This window comes from Paenibacillus sp. Paensp111, assembly GCF_059492195.1.
On the sequence record NZ_CP168527.1, the window covers coordinates 1,147,738 to 1,173,348 of the forward strand.

Below are 25,611 nucleotides of genomic sequence, written 5' to 3' on the forward strand. Positions count from 1 at the left end.
GTTCGCCTTTGTGATTAGACTTCTACCTTAGAAACTGAATAAAGAAGTCTGAGAACAACAGCGATCGTAGGAACATTTCACACGGCAGCCTAGCACGTAAATCATTAGTTCAACTTATATAAAAAGAGTCCCGCTGATAATAAGCCGCCCGCAGCTGGCGTATCCTACCGGTTATCAATCTTCTCCGGATACATATCATGGTTCATCATCCGGTGGTCGGCCATTTGTTCATACTTCGTGCCTGGCCGGCCGTAATTGCAGTAAGGGTCAATGGAGATGCCGCCGCGGGGCGTGAATTTACCCCAGACTTCAATGTACTTCGGATCCATCAGTTTAATTAGATCGTTCATAATGATATTCATGCAGTCCTCATGGAAATCACCGTGGTTACGGAAGCTGAACAGATACAGCTTCAGCGATTTGCTCTCTACCATCTTGATATCCGGAATGTAGCTGATGTGCAGAGTTGCGAAGTCAGGCTGGCCGGTAATCGGGCAGAGGCTGGTGAACTCGGGAAAGTTGAATTTTACGAAATAATCACGATAGGCATGCTTGTTCTCGAAGCTTTCCAGAACTTCAGGGGCATATTGGAACACATATTTGGTTCCCTGGTTGCCCAGCAGGGTCAAGTCCTGCATCTCACTTGGTTGTCTTCCGCTCATAGTTAGAATTTCCTCCGATATCTATATTAATTAAACCCCGCGCTTGTTCCCCCACACGAGGGTATGCAGCTGAGGCAGTACGCGAACGTTGTTCAGCTCTTCTGATTGCATAACAGTATCAATCAGCTGTTCATATTGAGTAAGCAGATAGGAAGCATGGGCTTCGGTATCCATCCGCTGTACATCGGGATTTCCGACCTGCAGGAACATGACCGCATCAGGGTAACGAGCGTGTACCTGAGTGGCATAGGCCAAGTCTTCCTCGTCAAAAATAACCACCTTCAGGCTGTAAGCATATCCCTGCGGTCGCGCCGCAAGCTTGAATACAATCTCGTCAAGTCTCTCCCAATCGGTGGCCATTCCTGAACTTGGCGGCTTCGGAGAGAGGGTAACCTCGTCAATTTCATGCAGCCAGTCCTGCCAGCGCGACCCTTGAGTCTCCACCGCAATACGGATCCCCTGTGCCTTAAGCAATGAGACAAGTGATCCAAGCTGCGGCAGCAGAGCGGGGTTCCCGCCCGACAGCGTCACGTGGGAGAAGCGGCTGCCTCCGATGTGCTTCAGTTCCTTCCAGATCTGCTCCGCACTCATAGGCTGAATCAGATCCTTGGCGCTTCCATCCCAGGTAAAAGCAGAATCGCACCACGAGCAGCGGTAGTCGCAGCCTGCCGTGCGGACGAACATCGTCTTCTGTCCGATGACCATGCCTTCGCCTTGTACGGTCGGACCAAAGATTTCGAGTACGGGAATGCCGGGAGCCGCTTTGACCTCAGCTGAATTATTCACCGGTCATCCACTCCCGTCTAACCTCGGCGTAGCTGGTCGGGGTCTCATACAGCCGGATGAACTCAGTACGTCCATCACAGATTAGAGACTTATACTCATCAGACAACAGAGCTTCTTCCATCTGTTCATACAGCCATACGACCATATTCTCTGCCGTGGTGTTCATTGGCGGCAGGGTCTCATTCAAGTAACGGTGATCCAGATAAGTCTCCATTCGGGTCTTCCATATTTCCTTGATCAGCCCGAAATCTGCCGTAATCCCGGTATCATCCGGCCGTGCACTGATTCCAATGACGGCCTTATAGGTATGGCCGTGCAGATTCTTGCACTTGCCTTCATATGCGTGCAAATGATGCGCGGCATCAAATGTAAATTCCTTGCTCACCAGCACTCTCCGGTTATGATAACGGAGCTCGCTGGCCTTGATATCAACCTCGAACTGCTGGAGCTTCTCTACGATGCGAAATTCACCTGGTGTTCGGCTCATGAGCGATCCCCTTCCTTGCGGGACTGAAGGAATTTATCCAATCCGGCTTGTCTCAGCTTGCAGGCAGGGCATTCTCCGCAGCCATGTCCAATCACGCCGTTATAGCAGGTCAGCGTCTTCTCACGTACGAAGTCGAACGCGCCGAGCTCATCTGCAAGCGCCCAGGTCTCAGCTTTATCCAGCCACATAAGCGGAGTGTGAATTACAAAGTTATAGTCCATCGCGAGATTAAGCGTGACATTCAGCGATTTGACAAAAGTATCGCGGCAGTCCGGATAGCCGCTGAAATCGGTCTCGCAGACGCCGGTGATCAGGTGTCTTGCCCCGGCTGTCTTGGCTAGTACAGCTGCAAAGCTCAGGAACAAATGATTGCGGCCTTCCACAAAGGTGCTGGGCAGGCTGCCCTCTTCCTGGGTAATCTCAATATCATCACGTGTAAGCGCGTTGGGTGCCAGCTGGTTCAGCAGACTCATATCGAGCACGGTGTTCTTGACTCCAAGTTCCTCAGCAATCTGCTTGGCACATTCGATCTCCAGGCTATGACGCTGGCCGTAGTTGAAGGTAACCGTCTCGACCTCGGCAAAATGCTTCAATGCCCAGAACAGGCAGGTCGTGCTGTCTTGTCCGCCGCTGAATACAACAACAGCTTTTTCATTTTTAAGCATAAAAAAACCTCTCTATCTTCTAAAGTGTGGAAGAGAGAGAGTTCTTGAACTGGCATCGCAAAAAAACAAGCCCTGTCAAATTACGGATAAGGCTAGCTTAGTTTTTTATAGAGGGAGTTCGCGAACCTCTCCCATGTGCCCAGGGCACATGGACTTTCTTCAGTTGAACGCAGGATGCGCTGAACTATTATAACACAATTCAGCTGCATTGGAGGATGAAAGTTATGGCTATATCTTAAAATTCGACTTATATATGTTCAAAAAAAGGAATGACCGGGCTGACCGGCCATTCCTTGGTGCATAGTGAGTTACCTTAACTCTGGCTCCATGATTCTTGCCAATGCGGCTTCGAAATTCAGTACTTCCGCTTCCGCCTTGTGTCTTTCTTTCCATTCCACTTGTCTGTCCTTGGCCAGCTTACCAATCACAAGGCGTATTGGAATCCCGATCAGGTCCGAGTCTTTGAATTTGACCCCTGGCCGCTCGTCCCGGTCATCCAGCAAGACCTCGATGCCCTGACTTGTCAGCTTCTCGTAGAGCTCATCGGCCAGGCTCATCTGGGTCTCATCCTTGATGGAGAGCGGAACGATATGGACTTGGTAAGGAGCCAGGGAGGTCGGCCACAGAATTCCATTCGGGTCATGATGCTGCTCGGCTACAGCCGACAGGAGACGTGAGACGCCGATTCCATAACAGCCCATGATGAGGCTTTGCTCCTGACCCGAGGCGTCAGAGTATACAGCACCAAGCGCTTCGCTGTACTTCGTGCCCAGCTTAAAGACATGGCCAACCTCGATTCCGCGCACCAGATTCATCTCGCTTCCGCAGTGTGGACAGAGGTCGCCTAGAGCAGCATTCCGCAGATCCAGCACGGTATCCAGAGCGAAGTCAACGCCTGGGCGAACCCCGCTCAGATGGTAATCGGATTGGTTCGCGCCGGTTATGGCGGTATCCATGATGCCGACCTCTTGATCAACAAGCAGGGGAATCGTGAGTCCTACCGGTCCGGCAAAGCCAACTTCTGCGCCTGTCACCTGCAGGACCGTGGCTGCATCAGCCAGCTGGACCAATTCAGCCCCGGTATGATTCTTCAGCTTGATCTCATTCACTTCATGATCACCACGAACAAGCACAGCCACCAGATTGCCGTCACAGCGATAAATCAGCGTTTTGATGAAATTGCTTGCTTCCTGCCCTGTGAAGGTGACAAGCTCTTCAATGGAGTGAACTCCTGGCGTGGAGAGCAGAGTAGGGGAAGGCAGATTCGCACGGGTGCTTAACCAAGTCCCCCGATGTTCCGGGTGATAAGAGGTCTTGAATTCCGCTTTCTCCAGATTGGCAGCGTAGTCTCCTACAGTGCATACCGCAATGGTATCCTCGCCGATATCGGCAAGAGCCATGAACTCATGAGTTTCTCCCTCGCCTCCGATAGCCCCGGCATCCGCTTGAACTGACCTGAAATCAAGCCCGCACCTTGTGAAGATACGCGTGTAAGCCGCATGCATGGACCAGTAACTGGTATCCAGTCCGTTCCAATCTGTATCAAAGGAATAAGCGTCCTTCATCAGAAATTCTCTTCCCCGGAGTAGACCGAAGCGGGGCCTGCGCTCATCCCGGAATTTGGTCTGGATTTGATAGAGGGTCATCGGCAGCTGCCTGTATGAGCTGATCTCATCCTTCATCAGGGAAGTAATGACTTCTTCATGAGTGGGGCCGAGGGCGAACTCTCTGCCATGACGATCTTCCAGGCGGACAAGCTCCGGTCCATAAACCTCATATCTGCCTGATTGTCTCCACAGTTCCGCCGGCTGCATGGCGGGCATTAGCAGCTCCTGCGCCTCCGCCAGATTCATCTCTTCACGAGCAATGGCTGCTGCCTTCTGCAGGACACGCCATCCGAGGGGAAGGTAGGTATACACGCCTGAAGCCAGCTGACGAATATATCCGCCGCGCAGCAGGAGGCGGTGGCTTTGCGTCTCGGCATCCGCAGGTGCTTCTCTTAATGTCGGTATTAACATTCGGCTTTGTTTCATTTAACTCATCCTTCCTGTAGGTAATTACTAAAAACAAAAAAGAGCGCTCTTCGTCAAGGGACGAATGCGCTCGTGGTACCACCCTAATTGATCAGCATGCTGCTAGGCTGATTCTTAGCCTGATAACGGGGTTCACCGGCAGCGGTTTGCCGCTGCAGCTTCCAAGGTAGGGAGTTCTCGGATCGGGACGGGAAGCCTTTCAGCCCATGGGTTTCCTCTCTATACGGCCGGTGTCCGAAGCTCATGATCTTGGTCAATGCTTTTTACAATATAGATTGAACTTTACTCTACACGACAACCTTATGTTCAATCTTTATAATTTCCAATTAAATTACAACAAATTTGGTTCCAGGTCAATCTTTGGCTGCTTCTGGATTAACTGGATAAGGCCGTCCGGATAGGAACTCTTCTCAAATTTAAGATCAGCCAAATGGCTTGAAGTGCTAATACGGCAATGACGACAAGCGTTCCATACCAGACCGAGTCACTAGGGCTCATAAATTGAATCAAATTATGTATAAAGTGGAATGTGATTAAAGGTAGGATATTGTTATTCATGATGATTAATAAAGCTAGGACAAGGCCTACGAGCAGGGCATAGACAATCTGCACAATCGTGTCAAATAAACTTTGACCGGACAGAGCATTTAATATGTGTGTAACTCCGAACAGGATGCTGGAAGTTACGACAGCGGTAGTAACCCCTTTGGCAAGCAAAGTTCGCAGGATTAAGCCGCGGTAGATCGTCTCCTCGACAAAACCAACCAGCAGAGTAAATCCGATGAAGTACAGCCAAGTTGAACCTGAAGCAGACTTAAAGCCATTCATGCAGTTAATGCCGAGCACTAGCACAAGCGGAAGGTAATAGATCCAGTTCCTGGAGGGGATGTTCCGGATCGATTCAAAGCCGAGAGCACTCCATTTCCTTCTTATCGTCAGATACACGATCAACACGAGAGCAATCGGGACGAAGGCGATAAGAACAGGGGCGGTATAATCCAGCTGCTTGATTTGTGCGTAGGCCCCTGCCGCGAACATGGCAATAAGCAGAAGTAATTCGATAATAACTACGGCCAGAACAGGCCTCCTGGCTGAAAATGTTCCTCTATTCGGAGATGTTGTCATGATTCAGATCATTCCTCTCTTTAATATCTTTAATCCATTGTTCCTTCATTTTCAAATATTGCAGTCCATAATGAAGCACAGACACCCGGTAGTAATGGGCCTCGGGATTCTCCAGTTCTTGCAGTTCTTTCGACACGATATTCTGAACGACCTCCAGCTGCTTCACCTGCCCATGAAGCCCGAATTGATATGCAGCAAGGTGTTCCTCCCGGATAACAGGATCCAGGTAATCGTAGAAAAATATCTTCAGCAGAGGTTCACCGCGAAACTCCTGCAGCGGCTCCGCCAGCCATTGAAGAAATTGACGCTTGCCCTCCGGGAGGAGAGTGGCAATCTTCTTGTTCTTCGCATCTTCCGTATCTGTAATGGATACCCAGCCTTTCTCGGCCAAGCGCTTCAGAGCCGGATACAGACTTCCGAAGCTGGCTTTATAAAAGAGGCCAACCGTGCTGTCGATCGTCTTCTTGATCTCATAGCCGTTCATGGGCTGTTCGATAAGCAGCCCTAATATGACATATTCCAGCATAACCTCATTCACTCCCTTATATCTACTCGATATATCCATTCGATATATTTATCATAATGGATTTCAATATTTTGTCAACAAAAAAAGAGAGGATTTATGAAAAATCCTCTCTTGATCGGAACGAAGCTCTATTTACAGAGAACCGCGCTTCATATTTTTACCGTAATAAATCTCGTCCATTTCAACCTTTAGCCGGTCTGTGATTGAAGCCTGCTCTTCCAGACTCAGCTTTTCCTTCGTATAACCGAACAGGTAGTTATCCAGGTTAAAGGCTTTGAGCTTACACTTGGTATGGAATATATTCTCTTGATATACATTAACATCGATCATGTCATACAGCTTTTTATCCTTATCTGGGATGTAATTCTGTATGGAGCTGATATCGTGGTCAATGAACAGCTTGCGTCCGTTAATGTCACGTGTGAAGCCGCGAACCCGGTAGTCCATTGTCATCATATCCGGCTCAAAGGAATGAATAAGGAAGTTAAGAGCTTTAAGCGGGGAAATCTCCCCGCATGTAGATACGTCAATATCTGCCCGGAACGTACTGATCCCTTCATCCGGATGGGACTCGGGGTAAGTATGAACGGTGATATGGCTTTTATCGAGATGCATCACTACAGAATCGGGCAGAGGCCCTGGGGTCTCGTCAAAGGTCTCCGTGTTCATCTCTGCAACAGGGCCTTCAGACACGAGCATGGTTACACTGGCGCCTTGGGGAATGTAGTCCTGTTTGGCAATGTTCAATACATTGGCTCCAATGATGTCAGACACAGATTTTAAAATGGCGGTAAGGCGGTCAGCGTTATACTGCTCATCCACATACTCAATGTAGGCATCGCGTTCTTCGGTCGTTTTGGTATAGCAAATATCATACATATTAAAGCTGAGGGATTTCGTCAGATTATTGAATCCATGCAGTTGTATGGCTTGCTCGGGGGTTAATTTCATGGGTCATGTCTCCTTAAGTCACCATAATAAATAAATTATTACCTGATCTTATTTGTCCTAGTCTTTTATTGTTTTACCCGAAACTCACTGTTCGATAACAAGTAAGCAGGAACCCTGAACGCCAAGCTGGGTTAACAAGCCCGAAAAAGCCTGCAGGCGGCGCCTGCAGACTGCGGTTAGATGGAGATATCCAGTTGTATGTCCGTTTATTTGGAAGATCCCGCTTTGAACGGCTTCAGGAATACCTTGGGAATATCCGTCTCAAAACGCATCATGGCCCCTGTGGTCGGATGCTCAAAGGCCAGAATGCGGGCATGAAGCCCCAGTCTGCCGATTTCTTTGCTCCTCGAACCATACTTCTTGTCCCCGGCAACAGGATGTCCGATATCCTGCATATGCACGCGAATTTGATTTTTGCGGCCTGTTTCCAGATGAACCTCGAGCAGAGTGAAGAATTTATTGGACATTAACTTTTTGTAGTGAGTGACCGCATGCTGTCCGTCATTGGGATAAGGGCTGGAGTACATCTTGAGTGTGCTGCTTTCCTTCAGCCACGAGGTAATCGTGCCTTCCTGCTTCTTCACCTCACCATCCACAAGCGCGACATAGGACCGCTCTTTTACAATATCCTGCCAGGAATTCTGAAGGATTTGCTGCACCTTTTCACTTTTTGCAAAAAGCATAACGCCCGAGGTATCCCGGTCCAGCCTGTGGACAATAAAGATCCGCTGATTGGGGTTCTCGGTTCTAACATGACTCATAAGCTGGCGGTAAGCCGTGATCTCATTCTCTTGACCTGCCGAGACGGATAACAGGCCGTGTTCCTTCTGGATTACAACGATATCCTCATCTTCAAAAAGTATGGTCATGCCGATCAGCGGCGGGGCAGAGCTCACCTTCTCCTGATGGATAGACACGAGATAGCCGGGCTCGAGCTCATAATTGTATGCGGTGGTAGGCTGGCTGTTCACCGTAACCTGGCCGCGGGCCAGTATGGATTTCACGGAATTCCGGCTTAAGTGGCTTAGGGTATCTACTAGAAAAGGGAGCAGCTGAGAGGGCTCTTTCACCGTATAAATCTTCGGCTTGGCCGGGCTGCTTACTTTGGTGGTGCGATTTGATGTATAGCTCTTCTTCTTCACGTTCATGCCTCCTGGTAATCCGTGCTAATAGCGTCTCTTATCTAGACCGATGATACCCTTATTCCCACGTCCGGGTCAATGTACGGAGCGGTTGCCCAATCGTACAAACCCCGTTACACTATATGGAATGGAGCTTAAAGAAACGTCAGTTCTTGCTCCATTCCATAGATGGAATGAACAAAGAGTAAGGAGATTTCTTACATGAATACTGAAATTTATACTATAGAGCAAGCACAGGAAGTACTTCAGAAGTATTATGGTTATCCGGATTTCCGTGAAGGGCAGAAAAGAATCGTGGAGAGCCTCCTGCAGGGGGAGGACACGCTTGGAATTATGCCTACCGGGGGCGGTAAATCGATCTGCTATCAGATCCCCGCACTGTTACTGCCAGGCCTTACTTTGGTAGTGTCACCGCTCATCTCCCTGATGAAGGATCAGGTTGATGCACTGACTACGATGGGAATTTCCGCCGCTTATATTAACAGTACTTTAAGTGGAAAAGAAGTAAATGATCGCATCCGCGCAGCAGGGCGGGGCGAGCTCAAGCTCTTGTATGTAGCTCCAGAGCGGCTTGAGCTGGACTGGTTCCAGAACGAAATGGCCGACCTGTCCATTTCATGCGTTGCAGTAGATGAAGCTCACTGCGTGTCCCAATGGGGACATGATTTCCGGACAAGCTATCTGTCGGTGGCTCCATTTGTCTCATCCCTGCCTCAGCGTCCAATTCTTGCCGCGTTTACAGCAACTGCGACACCGGAAGTCATGGATGATATGCTGCGGCTACTTCGCCTCAAGGATCCCGCTGTATTCGTAACCGGACTTGGCCGTGATAATCTGGCCATGTCGGTTCTGCGCGGGGAGAACAAGCGCGAGTATGTCATGAATTATACGGCCTCCCATTCGGCCGAACCCGGGATTATTTATGCGGCGACCCGTAAGGAGGTCGACGATCTATATGAACGGCTGCGCCAAGCCGGAATCCAGGCGGGAAGATATCACGCCGGCTTATCCGATCAGGAGAGAGCCGACAATCAGGAGGCTTTTCTCTATGATGATATTCGGGTGATGGTCGCTACCAATGCGTTTGGGATGGGGATTGATAAATCCAACGTAAGGTATGTCATCCACTATAATATGCCGAAAAATATGGAGGCTTATGTTCAGGAGGCTGGCCGCGCAGGGCGGGACGGCGAACCGAGTGACTGTATTCTTTTGTTTAGCGCTCAGGACATCATGACCCAGAAGTTTCTGATTGAGCAGAATCCCCAGGAAGGGGACCGGAAGCGCAATGATTACCGGAAGCTGCAGCAGATGATAGAATACTGCTACTCCAATCGCTGTCTCAGGTTCGCCATGCTGGAGTATTTCGGGGAAGAGCATGATCAGAAGCCCTGCGGGATCTGCAGCTCCTGCCGTGACGAGAGGGAGCTTACCGACATGACGAGAGATGCCCAGGTGATATTCTCCTGCATCTACCGGATGCGGGAACGCTTTGGGGTCTCCATGGTGGCCTCAGTGCTTAAAGGATCACAGAACAAAAAGGTGCTTCAGTACGGGTTCGATAGTCTGCCTACCTACGGCATGATGCGGACAAGAACCGAGAAGGAGATCTCGGAGCTAATTAATACCTTTGTTGCAGATGGTTACTTGAGCCTATCGGAGGGCCAGTACCCCGTCGTGCGTCTCCAGCCCGTAGCTGCGGATGTCCTGAAAGGGAATCACCAAGTGATGATGCGTGCACCGCTGCCTTCTGCTTCTGCCGCTGCTTCTGGCAGCTCCCGCCGCAGAGGCTCGTCTTATGATACAAGCCCATCGGCGGTGAATGAGACCGTGTTCGAGCAGCTTCGGCTTATTCGCCGTGAGCTGGCCGAGCGCGAGAGAGTGCCATCCTACATTATTTTCAACGATGCCACGCTGCGTGAGATGAGCGTGGTCTGCCCGCAGTCGGAAGCGGCAATGCTGAAGATTAAAGGCGTAGGTGAATTGAAATATAAGAAATACGGCCAGCCGTTCCTTGATTTCTTCCAGAATCAGGGCGGCGCGCCGGATATGGATACAGACGATTATTTTGAATAAATTGTTCTTGTGCAAAGCTTGCACATTTTTTTGAATCATTAGCTCTGTGCTCCAGCACCAGCGGAGAGGGCGGAATCGTCCTGAAGAAGCGAAGCGTTCGCCTTTGCTCCCGGATTCCATCACTAAAGTGATGATCATAAGGAATCTGGGAGCAACAGCGATCGTAAGGACGATCCGCCCACGGAGCGCTGCACCATGCACCCAAGGACGATCTGCCCACAGAGCACTGCACCATACTTTTTCAAATCAAAAGAAGGTTGTGAACCATGAAAGTTATCCTGTCAACGCTCAACGCCAAATATATTCATACCTCCCTGGCCATCCGCCTGCTCAAGGCGTACAGCGATCATGAATTCGATATTCAGCTAGCCGAATACACCATCAAGGACCCGGCCATGAACATTGTGTCCGATCTGTTCAACAAGAAGCCCGATGTGGTCGGATTCTCTTGTTATATCTGGAACATTGAAGAAACGCTCAAAGTTGTAGAGATCTTGAAGAAGGTCATGCCGGAAGTCACAGTCGTCCTGGGCGGACCCGAAGTGTCCTACGATACGGAGTATTGGATGAACCGGGCGCAGCATGTTGATTTTATCGTGATGGGCGAAGGGGAAGAGGTGTTTCACCGGCTGCTTCAGGAGCTGAGCGGAGAACGGAAATTCCACTTTGTCTATGGCATTGCCTACCGCAAAGATCACGAAGTCGTTCTCATGCCTGGTCATCCCAAAAGCGATCTGAACACACTCCCGTCCCCACATCGGTTCCAGGAGGACATTCCGAATTTGGGCAAGCGAATTGTGTATTTTGAGACAAGCCGGGGATGTCCATTTAACTGTCAGTTCTGTCTGTCGAGTATCGAGGTCGGAGTGCGTTATTACGATATTGAGCGTGTGAAATCGGATATTCTCTATCTGATCAGTAACGGAGCCAAGATTATTAAGTTCCTGGACCGGACTTTCAATATTAACAGGGCCTATGCCATGGAGATGTTCCAGTTCCTGATTGAGAATCATCAGGGCTGTGTTTTTCAGTTCGAGATTACGGCCGATATCATGCGTCCCGAGGTCCTCGAATATTTGGCCGAGAATGCGCCTCCTGGGATCTTCCGGTTCGAAATTGGGGTTCAATCCACCAATGATGACACCAATGAACTGGTTAAGCGCCGCCAGAACTTTACCAAGCTGACACGGACCGTCACTACGATTAAGAACAGCGGGAAGATCGATCAGCATCTGGATCTGATCGCAGGTCTGCCTGAAGAGAATTATGATTCGTTCCGCCAAACCTTTAACGATGTATTTGAACTAGGGCCGGAGGAGCTGCAGCTCGGCTTCCTCAAGATGCTTCGGGGGACTGGACTCCGGAATGATGCCAAGAAATACAACTATACTTATATGGACCATGCTCCCTATGAAATTTTAGGCAATGATGTGCTTCCTTTCTCTGACATTGTCAGACTCAAGCGGCTGGAGGATGTACTGGAGAAATACTGGAATGCCCATCGTATGGACAATACCTTGAACTATCTGATGAAACACGAATTTGACTCTCCGTTCGATTTCTTCCAGGATTTCGGCAACTACTGGGAAGAGCAGGGCTGGCAGCGGATTGGACATCAGCTTGAGGATTTGTTCACGAGACTCCAAGCCTTTCTGGATTACCGGGGACTTAAGCGTCCTGAAGTCGTAATGGGGCTGATGCAGCTCGATTACTTCCTGGGTCACAAGTATAAGCCGCGGAAGATCTGGTGGGAGACCGGTGTGGATAAAGACCGCAGAAGTGCCCATTTTAGAGCACTGACTGAGAGGGCAGACCAGGTCTCCGGTGATTTTGCGAGCCTTGGAGTTCAGGACCGGGAACTGCAGAAATTTGCAGTAGTCGAGGAGCTGCTGTTCCCGCTTGATAAGGTACTCGGGGACGAACCTATCTCAGGTTCCGAGAACGAGAAGACACTGCTAATTGTTCTGTATCAGCAAAATGATGCAGAGATTCCGGTGTTTTACACGATGCCGCTGCTTGAGACAGCTGCGCTTGACTAGGAACTGATACAGAAGCGGTCATTTTAGTGAATAGCAAGAAGACAGCCTATGCTCGGTTCTCTCAGGATCCATGCATAATTAAAAAAAGCAAGTCGCCCGGATAACGGGAGACTTGCTTTTTGTTTTTCTTTTACAGCAGCCTGGCTACAAACGTTATCAACTCGTATGATCGTTAATCCACCTTAGCAGATCATTCGTCACTTCATCCCGGTTAATTTCGTTCAGCAGTTCATGGCGTGCACCGGGGTACAGCTTGAGCTCCACGTCCTGTATGCCCAGATTATGATACTGTCTGTATAGACGACGGACCCCATCGCCTTTAAGGCCGACAGGATCTTCTTCGCCGCTGAACAAATAGATCGGCTTATCCTTCGGGATCAGGGCCATTCGCTCAGGCTTATGAATTTCCTGAAGAAGACGGAAGAAATCCCGGAAGAAGCCCGTACTGCTTATTGCGCCGCATTCAGGATCCTCGATAAATTTGTCTACTTCCTCCTGATCGCGGGTTAACCAGTCAAATGGAGTGCGAATCGGCTTGAACGAACGATTATAAGGGCCAAACACCACAGCATTAAGCAGGAGACTCGGATGGCGTTCGCCCTGCAGCATAATTTGCAGCATAGCCAGCTTCTCGCCGATTTCCAGCATTCCCCGCTTCCCGCAGGTCCCTGAGAGCATAAATCCTGAATAATATTCATGTCCTGTGTACATGACCTTTTGGGTTAGGAAAGAGCCCATGCTGTGACCGAGGAGCAGGACCAGCAGATCTGGATGTCTGTCTCTGATCACACTTCCGAGTAAAATCATATCGTTCACCATGGCATTGAAGCCGTCTCTGCCGAGCTTACCCAGTTCATCCAGACTGCCTGCTGTACGGCCATGCCCGCGATGATCGTTGGCATAGACAATATAGCCCTGCTTGGTAAGCTCACCTGCAGCACGCTCATACCTCCTGGCGGATTCAGCCATGCCGTGTGCAATCTGGATCACCCCGCGGGGGCGCTCCTCGTTTGCAATGGACGGAAGCCAGTTATAGACATAGATATCCTTGCCGTCAGAGCTGAGCAGATTGAAATGATTCGATTCTATAGAGGCCATCCTCCTTCAGCAGTAGCTTGAATGGTTCACAAAGTGCGCGCAGGTTCAAAGAACTCAATACGTTCCCCATCCGGTCCATTAAAGAAAAAGAAACGGTTCCCATTAGGAAGTGTGCGAATCTCCGGGTCGCGTCCGGATAATCCAAGCTCAGCGATCCGGGCGTACTCTCTATCGATATAGCTTACCGTAAATGCCAGGTGATTCACACGCCCTTCACTGGCGAGTTCAGGAGCATCCTTGATGTAGACCAGCTCAATCTCTACACTTTCCTGTCCTGGGAAGGAAAGAAAAGCAAGACGAAGGTCCTCTCCAACCTCACCTATAGTATATAGCAGCTTCAGTCCCAGCACTCGTTTATAAAATTCAATAGAATCCTCAAGGACCGATACCCGAATTCCAATATGTTCAATCTTGTGTACACTCATGGATAAGCCTCATTTCTTAATTGGGTTGAATCTTCCGTTATTGTGTTATTTCTTCTCAATCGCAATTAGATACGGTGCGGCAGCTTTCTGCAGCTGCCTGTATATTATGGACTGCCCTTTGGCCAAGGGCAAGGAAGCGGCCCAATCCTGAACTGCAGCGGCTTCATCTCCTCCGCCAGGGTGACCGGGATAGAGAACGGCCGTTATGATCCCCTTCGGGCGAAGTAGCTCCATAGCGGCTTCAAGAGCAGCCAGGGTACTGCCGGGCTCGGTAATCAGCGAGGGATCGGCACCTTCTGCCGGAAGATAGCCCAGATTGAACATCACGGCCCCAAGGCGGCCGTGAAAGCTCGTGGGTATGGCCTCTGCCATCTCAGCATGACTGCGCTGCAGCAAAGCTACCTGGGCCAGCTTTCCCTGCTCCTCCTTGGCCAGACGCTGCTCCGTTAATAAGAGCGCCTCTGCTTGTACATCAAAGCTGAAGACCTGACCCTTGCGCCCGCAGGCAAGCGCCAGGAACAGGGTGTCTGCACCGGTGCCGGCCGTTGCGTCAATAGCTGTGTCTCCAGGCTGAAGACGGGCAGCTGCCAGCTGATGGGCCATACTCAGCACGGATTGAAAGCCCATTCTAACGCCCCCTCCAGAACTTGCCCTGCCAGGTATCGCGGGCCTTGAGTTCATCATCTATCGCGTTCAGAACTTCCCATTTCTTCAGACTCCAGAGCGGCCCAATCAGAAGATCTCTCGGAGCATCTCCGGTTAGCCGGTGGACGATCATTTCCGGAGGGAGGAACTCCAGCGTGTCCACGATGAGCTTCACATATTCATCCTTCTCCAGAAAGCGGAGCAGTCCTGCTTCGTATTGTTTCACCATGGGTGTCTTTCGCATCAGGTGAAGGAGATGGATCTTAATTCCTTGTACGTCCATGGCCGCCACAGCTCGTCCTGTGTCCAGCATCATTTCATGAGTCTCAAGCGGCAGCCCGTAAATAATATGCGCACAGACTCTGATGTTTCGTTTGCGAAGCTTCTCAACAGCCTCAAGGTAACACTGGGTATCATGGGCGCGGTTGATTAACTGCGAAGTGGATTCATGGACGGTTTGTAGGCCCATCTCAACCCATAAATAAGTCCGCTCATTTAGTTCCGCAAGGTAATCAATGACATCATCAGGGAGACAGTCCGGCCGCGTAGCAATCGATAGGCCCACTACACCGGGCTGCTGAAGGATAACCTCGAAGTACTCCCGAAGCTCCTCTACCGGGGCATACGTATTGGTGTAGGCCTGAAAATATCCGACATACTTAGCGTTAGGCCATTTCAAGTGCTGTTTGTCCCGAATCGTGTTAAATTGGGTGACCAGATCGTCCCGGCGGCTTCCTGCAAAATCGCCCGAGCCTCGCGCGCTGCAGAAGGTACAGCCTCCTTTGGCAATGGAACCGTCCCGGTTCGGACAGGTGAATCCTGCATCCAACATGACTTTGAACACTTTCCCGTCAAAAACTTCTCGCATTTCCGTGTTCCATGTATGAAATCTTTTACCCCCCCACGAGGTTGGGGGCGAAGGCATTTGTATGCTCATGTTAACTCCTTTGTATTTAGAGATGAGCCAAATAATTTGTTTATGTTTGACCGCTCTTTTCTTATGTTACATTGTATCAAAAAACACAAAAAAAGGGGAACCGGAGGGTGGTTTGTTGAATTCATCGGCCTATTGTGATATTTTAATATCAGTCAACAGCTCTGGTAACTAGCCGGCTGCTGAATATCCTGCATCTTATGAACGTCCTATATGAAGCGGATCCAGCTGAAAATGCGGATCTTAAGAATCGTTGGACCCCAATTCCAAATATAGTGAAAGAGGAATCCTTGATCGTTTCCAGCGGTCATCTGGATTCCTTTTTCCATTTCGGGCCCGGTCTTTGGTCTTTACTTTTGGGGAAATCTTAGGCACAATAATGCAGGAGTATTAAATGTTCAATGTGCTGACGGCACATGATAAAGGCGGAGGAATGAGATGCGTTTACGCGGCAGAAAAGGGATACGGGAAAGTTTGGAATCACAGCAGGATATAATTACACTGGATCCCCGGGAATATAAAGGACGCTGGGCGGAATGGTTCGGCAATGATCATCCGATCTATATTGAGCTTGGAATGGGTAAAGGTCAGTTCATCAGCGGGATGAGCGTGAAATATCCGGATTGCAATTTCATCGGAATGGATATGTATGATGAATTGATCCGCAGAGCAAGTGAGAAGGCGCGTGGAATCTGGATGGAGCAGGGCGTGGACTTGCCGGTTAATGTGAAGCTTGCCCTCGGGAATATTGATTCATTGGAGGAGTTTTTTGCTCCGGGTGAGGTGGAGCGGATTTATCTGAACTTCAGTGATCCTTGGCCAAAATCAAGACACGGCCGTCGCCGGCTGACACATCCACGCTTTCTGGACAAGTATCGCACGGTTCTGAACGAGAAGGGTGAAATCCATTTCAAGACGGATTCTTTAACCTTGTTTGAATTTTCACTCAACTCCTTTGCAGCATCCGGTCTGCAGATGAATAATATTTCGTTAAGCTTACACCGGGAAGGGATCAATGAAGAGCATGTGATGACCGAGTACGAGACTAAATTTGTCGGACAAGGGATGAACATTTACCGCTGTGAAGTTATGGTAGGGGATGAAGCTCTCCGTAAGTATCAAGAGCATAAGATGGATCAATTCTAGATACAGAAATTTGAATAGAAGAAGGGGCTCTTCTTAGTCAGTTTGACTAATGAACAGCCCCTTCTTTTTGTTCCAGTACATCAATAATGGCTTGAGCGCTTTGCATCGGATGATAACGTTTGATCTGTTCAATCACACGCTGCCGGTTGGATCTCACTTCCTCATAATTATCCGTCAGCTGGCGGATCCATTCCGTTATAACATGTAGACCGGTAATCGGTGTTCCCCAGCCCTGTGAAGCGAAATACTGGGAATTCTCTTCTTCTTGCCCTGGGAGAGGCTTGTGGAACAGCATAGGAATTCCTTTGGCCAGACCTTCCGAGCAGGTCATCCCGCCTGGCTTGGTGATCAGCAGATCGGAGACCTCCATCAGCTTATCGATTTCTTTCGTAAAGCCCATAAGGTGGATATTCGGATGCTTGAACCTTGGATCCTCTTCCATCTTCTGGAGCGACTTAGTGTTGCTTCCGAAACAGAAGATCAGCTGAATCTGTTCAGAGTAACGAGCAAGAAGAGTGTTGACGGCTTCATCCTTCATAAAGCCCCAGCCGCCGCCCATAACCAGCACTGTTGGCATATCTGCCAGACCAAATTTGTTTCTGATGTCATCTTTGCTGTGATGTCTTTCCCAGAAGCTGGGATGAACGGGAATTCCGGTAATCCGGATTCTCGATTCCTCAACGCCGCGCTCTAGGAGCCTGTCTTTGACCTGATTGGTCGAGACCAGGTAGCAGTCGACTTCCCGGCTCACCCAGGTTCCATGCGCATCGTAATCCGTTATTACGGTACATAATGGAACATCAAGCCCGAGCCGCTTCATCCGGGAGATTACCGCACTGGGTATGGGATGAGTACATACAATTACATTCGGACGAATCTGCTTGACCAGCTGTGTGGTATGCGTATAAAAAATTCGATGCAGCGCAAGCGTCGTCAATCGGTTTAATGATTTTTTATAATTGCTGCGGTACATCATTCGTACCAGCCGGGGTTGGGAACTGAGCGTTTTCTTATACGCTGTAATAATTAGCGGGGCCATTCTCGGATTCAAAAAACTTCCAAGCTCAAGAACCTTGGTCTGCACGTGAGGCGACACCTTGCGCAGACTGCTTGAAAGCGCGTAGGCTGCCTGGGTGTGCCCTGCACCAAATCCTTCAGATAAAAGCAGTACTCTTTGTTTTTGCACGTTAGTTTCACCTTTTCCTGCAAGGTTTTACCATAACCTAACAATATCCCCTTTAGGTCCATAATGCAACCGTGCCAAGTGCGACTCCGGTCCCGATCACAGCTCCGGCCAATACATCAGAAGGGTAGTGCAGACCCAGGTATATTCGGGATAAGCCTACCATCATGGCTATAGGAGCGAGTATAAAGGATGTTACAGGCTCCATCACCATAAAGGGCATGGTAACTGAGAAAATGGCTGTAGTATGGCCTGATGGGAACGAATGGTCTGTCAATGGATCACGGAATGTATGGGTGCCCGGAAGCGTTAGGTAGGGCCTCACCCGCGGGTAAGTCTTTTTGGCTATTGCAACTGGGATATGACTGATGGCCAGTGAAGCAGCTGCGATCAGGGCAGTCTGTCTCCAAGGATCTGGTGTAAAAATCCACAGCAGTATCGTAGCTGCAATTGTAAATGTTGCTCCTCCCATATGGGTCAGGTAAAAGAGCCAGAAGTTGAGAAAGCTGCCGTGAAGACCGGTATTTATAGCTACAAATAATCGCTGGTCCAGGTGTGTTAGTCTTACAAATAATCGCTGCATACAATCCCTCCGCTTTGGATAGGCCGGCGAAGCCAGCCCTAATCATCCCTTATTTATGGAGTGTGGTGTGTAATCCATATAACCAGCGGAAGCTGGCCTGAACAACCCTCAGCAGCAGATTGCCGTTATTTTCAGGATAGGATAATCATATTTTTATTCTACCGTCATTTCAAGGTCAGTTTGTTTTATTTTCTGCTTTAGCTGATGCCCTTTTTTGACTTATCAACGGTACACCTACTACAATGATTCAAATGATATCAAAAAAGTTTAAAAAAATATCAGGTTTTCCGTAAACTTTTCCTGATTAATCCCGTTTGATTTAATATAACCTTTACGTTTATTGATTATTTTAGGCAAAGGGGGAAGACAGGGAAATAAAAAACGGCTAAATGGATGAAAATAAGACCTAACCGCTATGAATGCAAGGACGAGGTACCGCAGTACCCTGATATAGACATTCTTTGGGCGTAATTTACACGTAGAAGAGAAATTAGCCTTTTGACAAATCGGGCGAATTCGTAGAGAATCTTAATGTCTGACTATTTGTACCCAGATATAGATAAGGGACAAATGGAGTTACCATGCTTCACTAAATTACAACTGAAACAAGGGTCATTAGAAACTGCGATAACAAATTGTAGAGAGAAAAACGTAGTTTAATTTCATGAGGGTTAAAAGGGGGGTACCAGGGAATCATGTTGGATGCCATTCTAGTTGGACTGCAGGTTATCCTTGCAGTCATCGGTGTGTATCAATTCGTGTTCTCTTTGTTTGGTCTGTACAAGAAAAAGAAGAAGCAGCATTTTCCTCCAACTAAATCCTTCGCTGTCCTGGTGGCAGCACATAATGAGGAGCAGGTCGTTGGAGCTTTAATGGAGAACCTAAAACTGCTCAACTATCCGCAGGAGCTTTACGATGTATTCGTTATTTGTGATAACTGTACGGACGGCACTGCCGATATCGTGCGCAGTCACAATATGAATGCTTGTGTGCGTACCAATCCGAACCTTCGTGGTAAAGGATATGCAATTGAGTGGATGCTGAAAGAGCTTTGGAAGATGCCGCGCCAGTATGATGCGGTTGTTATGTTTGACGCCGACAACCTGGCTCATCCGGACTTTCTGAACGAGATGAACAACGATCTTTGCAGCGGTGCCCGCGTGATTCAAGGTTATATTGATACCAAGAATCCTGAGGATTCATGGGTTACAGCGGCTTACGGAGTATCATATTGGTATGTGAACCGCCTTTGGCAGCTGCCTCGTCATAATCTGAAGATGGCTAACTTCCTGGGCGGTACAGGCATGTGCTTTGAGACCGAGCTCTTGAAAGAAATCGGTTGGGGTGCAACCAGCCTTGTAGAAGACCTGGAATTCACTATGCGTTGTGCGAGCAAAGGAATCTACCCTGTGTTCAACTATGACGCCAAATTGTTCGATGAGAAGCCGCTATCGTTCAAGGCTTCGGCCCGCCAGCGTCTGCGCTGGATGCAGGGTCACTTTACCGTAGCACGCCGTTACTTCTTCCCAATGCTGTGGAAGAGTATCAAAGAGAGAAGCATGATCAAGTTCGACCTGGCTCTGTACGCAGTGAATGTCTACATCGTGCTTTTGACATTCTTGCTTACAGCCTTTATCTGGGCGGATCAATCTTTGTTCAATGGACCGCATATCTCGACCATGTACAGCTACCTCCCGTTCTGGGTATCGCTTCTGGCGATTGCCGGTAATGTGTTTATTTTCCTGGCAGCAATGATCTTGGAGAAGATTACGTACAAGAAGGTGTATCTGTACCTGATTCTGTTCCCGGTGTACCTGTTCTCGTGGTGGCCGATTACGTTCTATGCCTTCTTCACACAGAACAACAAGCAGTGGAGCCATACCGAGCATACACGTGTCGTTCGTCTGGAAGAAGTTCAAAGCAAGCAGGGATAATCTCCCTGCTTTTTATTTTTTAATTTTTCTTGACCTGCTTGTAATGTTGTGATATATTAATCAAGTATTTGCTGTTAGCAAGCTTTTGGATTGCAAGCAGAGGCCCTGGCTTCTCACCTGTCTGACTCCGGTTGGCTGGTTTTGATCCGATGATTTATGAATGTGAATGTTCATGATGAATTGATGATCAATAATGGGATGCGGGTGGTAACCTGTATCCCTTTTTATTTTGCTTATTTTGGTCAGGACAGTATGGCAACAGACCATTTGGAGGTGGAGAATTATCAGTAAGGAACATTTGATCAATGATGAAATACGGGCGAAGGAAGTTCGTTTGGTTGGTGCAGAAGGTGAGCAGATCGGGATTAAGCCGATTCGTGAAGCGCTGCAGATGGCTATCGATCTGAATCTGGATTTGGTGAATGTAGCGCCGACGGCTAAACCGCCGGTATGCCGGATTATGGACTACGGCAAGTTCCGTTACGAGACCCAGAAGAAAGAGAAAGAAGCTCGTAAGAATCAGAAAATCGTCGATATCAAGGAAGTTTGGTTTCGCGCTAATATCGAGGAACATGACTACCAGACGAAACTGCGTAATGTGATCAAATTCTTGAAAGACGGCGACAAAGTGAAATGCTCTGTGCGTTTCCGTGGCCGTGAAATCACACATGCCGATATCGGGAAGAAGATTTTGGACCGCGTCAAGGAAGAAGTTACTGAAATTTCTACCATCGAGCGTCTGCCAAAATTGGAAGGCCGCAGCATGATTATGATTTTGGCACCGAAAAACTAAGCGATAAGCTTACAACCTATAAGGGGGAAGTACCATGCCTAAAATGAAAACTCATAGCAGCCTTAAAGGCCGCTTCAAAATTACTGGAACTGGTAAAGTGAAACGCTACAAAGCAGGCCGTAACCACTTGCTCTCCGGTAAATCCAAAAGCACAAAACGTGTTTTGGCCGGCAATCCAGTTATGTACGCAGGTGACGTTAGACGTTTGAAACAAGGTCTGTCTAATCTTAAGTAGTAGAACACACTTTCTGGGAGGTTTTTTGATATGGCAAGAGTAAAAGGCGGATTCGTCGTTCGTCGTCGTCATAAAAAAGTATTGAAGCTTGCTAAAGGTTATTTCGGTTCCAAACACCGTATTTTCAAAACAGCTAATGAGCAAGTAATGAAATCATTCCTGTATGCATACCGTGACCGTCGTCAAAAGAAACGCGATTTCCGCAGACTGTGGATCGTGCGTATTAACGCGGCAGCTCGTCTGAACGGCTTGTCTTACAGCAAATTGATGCACGGTCTTAAATTGGCTGAAGTGAACATCAACCGCAAGATCCTTGCTGATCTGGCTGTTAATGATCTTACAGCGTTCAATTCTTTGGCTGCAGTTGCAAAAGAAAAAATCAACGCGTAAATCGCGTTTTATGTACAGAAACAGGCGTCCCAACCGGGGCGCCTGTTTTCTTTTTCTCAAGGCGAGGGTACAGGCGTCCTTCACCTCCATGGAATATGTTAGGGAGAAGACACTTGGAGGAGGGGAACGCATGAATTCGTCCACAATGAAGAAAGAAGCACAAAAGCTTGTAGGCAAAAATATCGTAGCTTATAGAAAAGACGGCAGTATGGTTACGGGTAAGCTCGTTAAGATCAGCGGGAATCGCCTGATCCTGGCACCGAAAAAAGGCAAGAAGGTACACACCAAAGCGATATTGCCACTGGCCCTGTTCGATCTGCTTGCGATTGGTACTTTGCCATACTCTTACGGGAATTATGGGCCTGGCCCTTATGGCGGGGGCTACGGCTATAGCGGTGCGTATGGTGGGTATAACTACGGATACAGCGGAATCTATGGCAGCCCGTTTCTATTCTAGAGTAACGCTATAAGCGAATTGAACGCAGGGGTTTGTTCATTTCGTAGCATAGAGACAAGGGGATGAACCTCGAAGTCACATACCCCAGCCTTTGGTAGAACAGCCGTGCACGCTCATTGCCTGCATCGACCATTACTTTGGCTCTGCTGCACCCACGTGAGGCGGCGAAGCTCTCGGCTTGCGAGAGCAGTGTCTTCCCATGACGCTTACGCTGATGCGCGGGTGCAACGGCCATCATATCGATGTATAATAAATCACCGTGGATCATAAAATGGATAAAGGCGCAGGGATCCTCCTCATAGGATGAAGAGGCAACCAAAGTTACGCCCCGGCTCAGTCTCAAGGGAAGGTCTTTCCTTACCGCTTCCAGATCTGTATTTGACAGGTGCGAATAGGGGACAAGCTCGTTTTCGATCAGCCGGTAAATGACAGGGTCATCCTGCTTCGGTCTCCGGTAACGGATCATTGCTGATTCTCCTCCTCACCGTACATATTTCTGGGCCATGTACTTTATCATATGGCGAGGGAGAAAAAGGGTTACTGAAGGCTCGGGTGAATCGATTTGCAAAAAGTGTTGACTACGGCATCCAGGAATCATATAATGTTTCTAAACATTTTAACGCGATAACGCGATACGAAATCGGCAATGATGAGGACGAAGTGTTAGGGGCTCTTTTGATCAGAGAGTGGATGGATTTGCTGAGACCACCACCATTATCCCTTAATGACGAGCTCACCTCTGAGCTGTTCTCCTGAAAAGTTCTTCTTACCGGTATAACCACGCGCGTGGAGAAGAAGAAGCTATTAGGGAGAATCGTAAGGTCTACGTTACGGACCATGAGTAGGGAGAGATCCTTTACTCGCCAAGGCCTGGGTTTGCGAAGATCCGGGTGAACATGGGTGGTACCACGGAAGCGATAACCTTTCGTCCCTCGAAGCAGAAATCTGTTTTGAGTGACGGAAGGTTTTTTTGATGTTATAGACCTAGGCTATGTGAATGGTAATTTTGAGAGGAGGATGACTGATGAACGCTCGAATTCCAGAGATGCGCTCTACAGAAGAATTACGTGAGAAATGGATGAAGCCGGAAGTGATTACAGGTTCGGATATTTTGCTCAGAAGCTTGGTGCTTGAGGGGGTCGACTGTGTCTTCGGCTATCCGGGTGGAGCCGTATTATATATTTACGATGCGCTTTATGGATTTAACGATTTCCATCACTTGCTGACCAGACATGAGCAGGGCGCTATTCACGCAGCAGACGGTTATGCTCGTGCCAGCGGCAAAGTGGGAGTCTGTATCGCTACCTCAGGTCCAGGGGCAACGAACCTGGTTACCGGAATCGCGACCGCATATATGGACTCAGTGCCGCTTGTAGTTATCACGGGGAATGTAGCAACTACCTTAATTGGTACAGATGCATTCCAGGAAGCGGATATTACAGGGATTACAATGCCGATCACGAAGCACAGCTACCTTGTACGTGATGTAAATGATCTTCCGCGCGTCATTCATGAGGCGTTCCACATTGCGAACACAGGACGTAAAGGTCCGGTATTGATTGATATTCCGAAAGACGTGTCGGCGGCCAAGACGCTGTTTAATCCGGTTGAGAGCGTGAATCTTCGCGGATACAATCCAACAGTTCAGCCGAACCGCCTGCAGCTTGATAAGCTTCAAGCGGCGATTCGCGAAGCGGAGCGTCCAGTAATTATTGCGGGAGGAGGCGTCATCTACTCCGGTGGCCATGAAGCCTTGTTCGAATTCGTGAACAACACAGGAATTCCGATTACGACCACCCTGCTTGGACTTGGCGCATTCCCAAGCGGCCACGAACTATGGATGGGTATGCCGGGAATGCACGGAACGTTCACAGCGAACCATGGTATCCAGGAAGCCGATCTGCTTATCAATATCGGTGCCCGCTTCGATGACCGCGTAACAGGGGCTCTGGGGGGCTTTGCTCCACTGGCCAAGATTGTTCATATTGATATTGATCCGGCTGAGATTGGCAAAAATGTACCTGCTGACATTCCAATTGTCGGCGATGCTAAGACGGTTCTTGAACTGCTCAATCAAAATCCGGTTTATGCCGAGAAGGCTGATGCCTGGAGACAGACCATCCAGACACGCAAGCAGGAGAAGCCGCTGAAATACATTGATTCGGATACCGAGCTCAAGCCTCAATGGGTTATTGAACATTTGAATGAGACCACTCACGGTCAAGCGATTGTAACTACCGATGTAGGTCAGCATCAGATGTGGGCAGCCCAGTACTACAAGTTCAATCAACCTCGTTCCTGGATTACTTCAGGAGGGCTTGGTACGATGGGCTTCGGCTTCCCTTCAGCGATTGGTGCTCAAATGGCTCATCCTGAACGCCTGGTAATTTCAATCAACGGAGATGGCGGTATGCAAATGTGCTCGCAAGAGCTTGCCATCTGTGCGATTAACAAAATTCCGGTGAAGATCGTTGTTATCAACAATCAGGTTCTTGGCATGGTACGCCAATGGCAGGAACTGATCTACGAGAACCGTTACAGCCACATTGATCTGGCTGGAAGCCCTGATTTCGTGAAGCTCGCTGAAGCTTACGGAGTGAAAGGACTGCGGGCAACGAACAAGGAAGAAGCCAAGAAGATATGGCAGGAAGCTCTGGAGACTCCTGGTCCGGTACTGGTTGAGTTCGTAGTACACAAAGGGGAAAATGTATATCCGATGGTTACGCAGGGCTCCACCATTGATCAAATGTTAATGGGGGATAGCGAATGATGACTAAAAGCCATGCAATTGCCGTTTTAGTAAATGACCAGCCGGGAGTTCTGCAGCGTGTGTCCGGATTGTTCGGACGCAGAGGCTTCAATATTGAAAGTATCACCGTGGGCCAATCCGAGGAGCAAGGCTTGTCGCGTATGGTTATTGTCACTCACGGAGATGACAAGACACTGGAGCAGATTGAGAAGCAGCTGTACAAACTGATTGATGTCATCAAGGTTGTCAATCTCAGCTCCAAGCCCATGGTTGCAAGAGAGCTTGCGCTTATTAAAGTCAAGTCTGAGCCATCCGAGCGCCCTGAAATCATGGGACTGGTTGAGACCTTCCGCGCTGCTGTTGTGGATATCGGTACTCACAGCCTGATGGTTCAAGTTGTTGGTGACACAGAGAAAATTGATGCTATGATTGAACTGCTGGCTCCATACGGAATCCGGGAGTTGTCCCGGACCGGAGTAACCGCAATGATTCGTGGTAATGCCTAATTTATAAATACGATCATGCAGATGAAGAACCCGCCATAATG

The 25,611-nt window shown here is 48.8% G+C and carries 26 protein-coding genes and 1 riboswitch; of the genes, 10 read left to right on the forward strand and 16 right to left on the reverse strand.

Going from position 1 to position 25,611, the window contains the following annotated elements:
- Positions 1-164 precede the first annotated feature (164 nt).
- The 9 genes from queF to ACEN86_RS05375 form a co-directional block, all read right to left on the reverse strand.
- On the reverse strand, positions 165-662 hold the full coding sequence (gene queF, locus ACEN86_RS05335) for a preQ(1) synthase (RefSeq protein WP_127200562.1): 498 nt from the start codon (positions 660-662) through the stop codon (positions 165-167).
- 30 nt (positions 663-692) lie between these two features.
- On the reverse strand, positions 693-1,448 hold the full coding sequence (queE, locus tag ACEN86_RS05340; RefSeq protein ID WP_495633308.1) for a 7-carboxy-7-deazaguanine synthase QueE: 756 nt from the start codon (positions 1,446-1,448) through the stop codon (positions 693-695).
- Positions 1,441-1,935: a 6-carboxytetrahydropterin synthase QueD gene (queD, locus tag ACEN86_RS05345; protein WP_495633309.1), complete on the reverse strand. Its 495-nt coding sequence runs from the start codon at positions 1,933-1,935 to the stop codon at positions 1,441-1,443. The genes queE and queD overlap by 8 nt, the downstream gene beginning before the upstream one ends.
- On the reverse strand, positions 1,932-2,600 hold the full coding sequence (gene queC, locus ACEN86_RS05350; protein ID WP_495633310.1) for a 7-cyano-7-deazaguanine synthase QueC: 669 nt from the start codon (positions 2,598-2,600) through the stop codon (positions 1,932-1,934). The genes queD and queC overlap by 4 nt, the downstream gene beginning before the upstream one ends.
- Before the next feature lie 91 nt (positions 2,601-2,691).
- Positions 2,692-2,735: riboswitch (PreQ1 riboswitch) on the reverse strand.
- Between the two features lie 173 nt (positions 2,736-2,908).
- A complete protein-coding gene (locus ACEN86_RS05355) occupies positions 2,909-4,633 on the reverse strand; it encodes a proline--tRNA ligase (protein ID WP_495633311.1) in 1,725 nt (574 codons plus the stop codon).
- Positions 4,634-5,008: 375 nt separating this feature from the next.
- Entirely contained in the window at positions 5,009-5,758 is a 750-nt protein-coding gene (locus ACEN86_RS05360) for a CPBP family intramembrane glutamic endopeptidase (RefSeq protein ID WP_495633312.1), read from the reverse strand.
- Positions 5,739-6,284 carry a PadR family transcriptional regulator gene (locus tag ACEN86_RS05365; RefSeq protein ID WP_495633313.1) on the reverse strand — a complete coding sequence of 182 codons (546 nt, stop codon included), beginning with the start codon at positions 6,282-6,284 and terminating at the stop codon, positions 5,739-5,741. Before ACEN86_RS05365 ends, ACEN86_RS05360 begins: the two co-directional genes overlap by 20 nt.
- 132 nt (positions 6,285-6,416) lie before the next feature.
- A complete protein-coding gene (gene speD, locus ACEN86_RS05370; RefSeq protein ID WP_495633314.1) occupies positions 6,417-7,235 on the reverse strand; it encodes an adenosylmethionine decarboxylase in 819 nt (272 codons plus the stop codon).
- A 206-nt stretch (positions 7,236-7,441) separates the two neighbouring features.
- Positions 7,442-8,383, reverse strand: a complete 942-nt coding sequence (locus tag ACEN86_RS05375; RefSeq protein WP_495633315.1) for an RluA family pseudouridine synthase — start codon at positions 8,381-8,383, stop codon at positions 7,442-7,444.
- A 195-nt stretch (positions 8,384-8,578) separates the two neighbouring features.
- Between ACEN86_RS05375 and recQ the strand changes: the two genes are divergently transcribed.
- The gene (gene recQ, locus ACEN86_RS05380) at positions 8,579-10,453 is read left to right on the forward strand and encodes a DNA helicase RecQ (RefSeq protein ID WP_495633316.1); all 1,875 of its coding nucleotides are present in this window, start codon (positions 8,579-8,581) and stop codon (positions 10,451-10,453) included.
- A gap of 266 nt (positions 10,454-10,719) precedes the next feature.
- Positions 10,720-12,492 carry a B12-binding domain-containing radical SAM protein gene (locus ACEN86_RS05385; RefSeq protein WP_495633317.1) on the forward strand — a complete coding sequence of 591 codons (1,773 nt, stop codon included), beginning with the start codon at positions 10,720-10,722 and terminating at the stop codon, positions 12,490-12,492.
- Between the two features lie 156 nt (positions 12,493-12,648).
- Here the strand turns inward: ACEN86_RS05385 and ACEN86_RS05390 are convergent, their stop codons facing one another.
- The 4 genes from ACEN86_RS05390 to mnmL are packed head-to-tail and all read right to left on the reverse strand — an operon-like array spanning position 12,649 to position 15,597.
- Positions 12,649-13,590, reverse strand: a complete 942-nt coding sequence (locus ACEN86_RS05390; protein ID WP_495633318.1) for an alpha/beta hydrolase — start codon at positions 13,588-13,590, stop codon at positions 12,649-12,651.
- Positions 13,591-13,616: 26 nt separating this feature from the next.
- Positions 13,617-14,015, reverse strand: a complete 399-nt coding sequence (locus ACEN86_RS05395) for a VOC family protein (protein WP_495633319.1) — start codon at positions 14,013-14,015, stop codon at positions 13,617-13,619.
- A 45-nt stretch (positions 14,016-14,060) separates the two neighbouring features.
- Positions 14,061-14,642, reverse strand: coding sequence for a tRNA 5-(aminomethyl)-2-thiouridylate-methyltransferase MnmM (mnmM, locus tag ACEN86_RS05400; RefSeq protein ID WP_495633320.1), 582 nt, complete (start codon positions 14,640-14,642; stop codon positions 14,061-14,063).
- A gap of 1 nt (position 14,643) precedes the next feature.
- On the reverse strand, positions 14,644-15,597 hold the full coding sequence (gene mnmL, locus ACEN86_RS05405) for a tRNA modification radical SAM protein MnmL/YtqA (protein ID WP_495633321.1): 954 nt from the start codon (positions 15,595-15,597) through the stop codon (positions 14,644-14,646).
- A gap of 435 nt (positions 15,598-16,032) precedes the next feature.
- Between mnmL and trmB the strand changes: the two genes are divergently transcribed.
- Positions 16,033-16,740: a tRNA (guanosine(46)-N7)-methyltransferase TrmB gene (gene trmB / locus ACEN86_RS05410; protein WP_495633322.1), complete on the forward strand. Its 708-nt coding sequence runs from the start codon at positions 16,033-16,035 to the stop codon at positions 16,738-16,740.
- A 46-nt stretch (positions 16,741-16,786) separates the two neighbouring features.
- On the opposite strand, the gene ACEN86_RS05415 is transcribed toward trmB, so the two are convergent.
- Positions 16,787-17,926: an MGDG synthase family glycosyltransferase gene (locus ACEN86_RS05415; protein ID WP_495633323.1), complete on the reverse strand. Its 1,140-nt coding sequence runs from the start codon at positions 17,924-17,926 to the stop codon at positions 16,787-16,789.
- Between the two features lie 52 nt (positions 17,927-17,978).
- Positions 17,979-18,506 carry a phosphatase PAP2 family protein gene (locus ACEN86_RS05420; RefSeq protein ID WP_495633324.1) on the reverse strand — a complete coding sequence of 176 codons (528 nt, stop codon included), beginning with the start codon at positions 18,504-18,506 and terminating at the stop codon, positions 17,979-17,981.
- Positions 18,507-19,201: 695 nt separating this feature from the next.
- Between ACEN86_RS05420 and ACEN86_RS05425 the strand changes: the two genes are divergently transcribed.
- The 5 genes from ACEN86_RS05425 to ACEN86_RS05445 all read left to right on the forward strand — a co-directional run bounded on the left by ACEN86_RS05425 (position 19,202) and on the right by ACEN86_RS05445 (position 22,315).
- Positions 19,202-20,440 carry a glycosyltransferase family 2 protein gene (locus ACEN86_RS05425; protein WP_495633325.1) on the forward strand — a complete coding sequence of 413 codons (1,239 nt, stop codon included), beginning with the start codon at positions 19,202-19,204 and terminating at the stop codon, positions 20,438-20,440.
- Positions 20,441-20,738: 298 nt separating this feature from the next.
- A complete protein-coding gene (gene infC, locus ACEN86_RS05430; protein WP_127200582.1) occupies positions 20,739-21,233 on the forward strand; it encodes a translation initiation factor IF-3 in 495 nt (164 codons plus the stop codon).
- A 34-nt stretch (positions 21,234-21,267) separates the two neighbouring features.
- Entirely contained in the window at positions 21,268-21,468 is a 201-nt protein-coding gene (gene rpmI, locus ACEN86_RS05435) for a 50S ribosomal protein L35 (protein ID WP_127200583.1), read from the forward strand.
- 30 nt (positions 21,469-21,498) lie between these two features.
- Entirely contained in the window at positions 21,499-21,858 is a 360-nt protein-coding gene (rplT, locus tag ACEN86_RS05440) for a 50S ribosomal protein L20 (protein WP_127200584.1), read from the forward strand.
- Positions 21,859-21,988: 130 nt separating this feature from the next.
- The gene (locus ACEN86_RS05445; protein WP_495633326.1) at positions 21,989-22,315 is read left to right on the forward strand and encodes a hypothetical protein; all 327 of its coding nucleotides are present in this window, start codon (positions 21,989-21,991) and stop codon (positions 22,313-22,315) included.
- 7 nt (positions 22,316-22,322) lie between these two features.
- Here the strand turns inward: ACEN86_RS05445 and ACEN86_RS05450 are convergent, their stop codons facing one another.
- A complete protein-coding gene (locus ACEN86_RS05450) occupies positions 22,323-22,781 on the reverse strand; it encodes a GNAT family N-acetyltransferase (RefSeq protein WP_495633327.1) in 459 nt (152 codons plus the stop codon).
- 558 nt (positions 22,782-23,339) lie between these two features.
- Here ACEN86_RS05450 and ilvB point away from each other — a divergent pair.
- Together ilvB and ilvN are read left to right on the forward strand one after the other, a co-directional pair.
- Positions 23,340-25,085, forward strand: coding sequence for a biosynthetic-type acetolactate synthase large subunit (gene ilvB, locus ACEN86_RS05455; protein ID WP_495633328.1), 1,746 nt, complete (start codon positions 23,340-23,342; stop codon positions 25,083-25,085).
- On the forward strand, positions 25,085-25,570 hold the full coding sequence (ilvN, locus tag ACEN86_RS05460; RefSeq protein WP_495634223.1) for an acetolactate synthase small subunit: 486 nt from the start codon (positions 25,085-25,087) through the stop codon (positions 25,568-25,570). Before ilvB ends, ilvN begins: the two co-directional genes overlap by 1 nt.
- The last annotated feature ends 41 nt before the right edge of the window (positions 25,571-25,611 follow it).

What these genes read in the sequence shown, in the direction of transcription:
- queF (WP_127200562.1), bottom strand. Translation starts at nt 662, where the DNA reads ATGAGCGGAAGACAACCAAGTGAGATGCAGGACTTGACCCTGCTGGGC.
- queD (WP_495633309.1), bottom strand. Translation starts at nt 1,935, where the DNA reads ATGAGCCGAACACCAGGTGAATTTCGCATCGTAGAGAAGCTCCAGCAG.
- queC (WP_495633310.1), bottom strand. Translation starts at nt 2,600, where the DNA reads ATGCTTAAAAATGAAAAAGCTGTTGTTGTATTCAGCGGCGGACAAGAC.
- ACEN86_RS05355 (WP_495633311.1), bottom strand. Translation starts at nt 4,633, where the DNA reads ATGAAACAAAGCCGAATGTTAATACCGACATTAAGAGAAGCACCTGCG.
- ACEN86_RS05360 (WP_495633312.1), bottom strand. Translation starts at nt 5,758, where the DNA reads ATGACAACATCTCCGAATAGAGGAACATTTTCAGCCAGGAGGCCTGTT.
- ACEN86_RS05365 (WP_495633313.1), bottom strand. Translation starts at nt 6,284, where the DNA reads ATGCTGGAATATGTCATATTAGGGCTGCTTATCGAACAGCCCATGAAC.
- speD (WP_495633314.1), bottom strand. Translation starts at nt 7,235, where the DNA reads ATGAAATTAACCCCCGAGCAAGCCATACAACTGCATGGATTCAATAAT.
- ACEN86_RS05375 (WP_495633315.1), bottom strand. Translation starts at nt 8,383, where the DNA reads ATGAACGTGAAGAAGAAGAGCTATACATCAAATCGCACCACCAAAGTA.
- recQ (WP_495633316.1), top strand. Translation starts at nt 8,579, where the DNA reads ATGAATACTGAAATTTATACTATAGAGCAAGCACAGGAAGTACTTCAG.
- ACEN86_RS05385 (WP_495633317.1), top strand. Translation starts at nt 10,720, where the DNA reads ATGAAAGTTATCCTGTCAACGCTCAACGCCAAATATATTCATACCTCC.
- ACEN86_RS05390 (WP_495633318.1), bottom strand. Translation starts at nt 13,590, where the DNA reads ATGGCCTCTATAGAATCGAATCATTTCAATCTGCTCAGCTCTGACGGC.
- ACEN86_RS05395 (WP_495633319.1), bottom strand. Translation starts at nt 14,015, where the DNA reads ATGAGTGTACACAAGATTGAACATATTGGAATTCGGGTATCGGTCCTT.
- mnmM (WP_495633320.1), bottom strand. Translation starts at nt 14,642, where the DNA reads ATGGGCTTTCAATCCGTGCTGAGTATGGCCCATCAGCTGGCAGCTGCC.
- mnmL (WP_495633321.1), bottom strand. Translation starts at nt 15,597, where the DNA reads ATGAGCATACAAATGCCTTCGCCCCCAACCTCGTGGGGGGGTAAAAGA.
- trmB (WP_495633322.1), top strand. Translation starts at nt 16,033, where the DNA reads ATGCGTTTACGCGGCAGAAAAGGGATACGGGAAAGTTTGGAATCACAG.
- ACEN86_RS05420 (WP_495633324.1), bottom strand. Translation starts at nt 18,506, where the DNA reads ATGCAGCGATTATTTGTAAGACTAACACACCTGGACCAGCGATTATTT.
- ACEN86_RS05425 (WP_495633325.1), top strand. Translation starts at nt 19,202, where the DNA reads ATGTTGGATGCCATTCTAGTTGGACTGCAGGTTATCCTTGCAGTCATC.
- rpmI (WP_127200583.1), top strand. Translation starts at nt 21,268, where the DNA reads ATGCCTAAAATGAAAACTCATAGCAGCCTTAAAGGCCGCTTCAAAATT.
- rplT (WP_127200584.1), top strand. Translation starts at nt 21,499, where the DNA reads ATGGCAAGAGTAAAAGGCGGATTCGTCGTTCGTCGTCGTCATAAAAAA.
- ACEN86_RS05445 (WP_495633326.1), top strand. Translation starts at nt 21,989, where the DNA reads ATGAATTCGTCCACAATGAAGAAAGAAGCACAAAAGCTTGTAGGCAAA.
- ACEN86_RS05450 (WP_495633327.1), bottom strand. Translation starts at nt 22,781, where the DNA reads ATGATCCGTTACCGGAGACCGAAGCAGGATGACCCTGTCATTTACCGG.
- ilvB (WP_495633328.1), top strand. Translation starts at nt 23,340, where the DNA reads ATGAACGCTCGAATTCCAGAGATGCGCTCTACAGAAGAATTACGTGAG.
- ilvN (WP_495634223.1), top strand. Translation starts at nt 25,085, where the DNA reads ATGACTAAAAGCCATGCAATTGCCGTTTTAGTAAATGACCAGCCGGGA.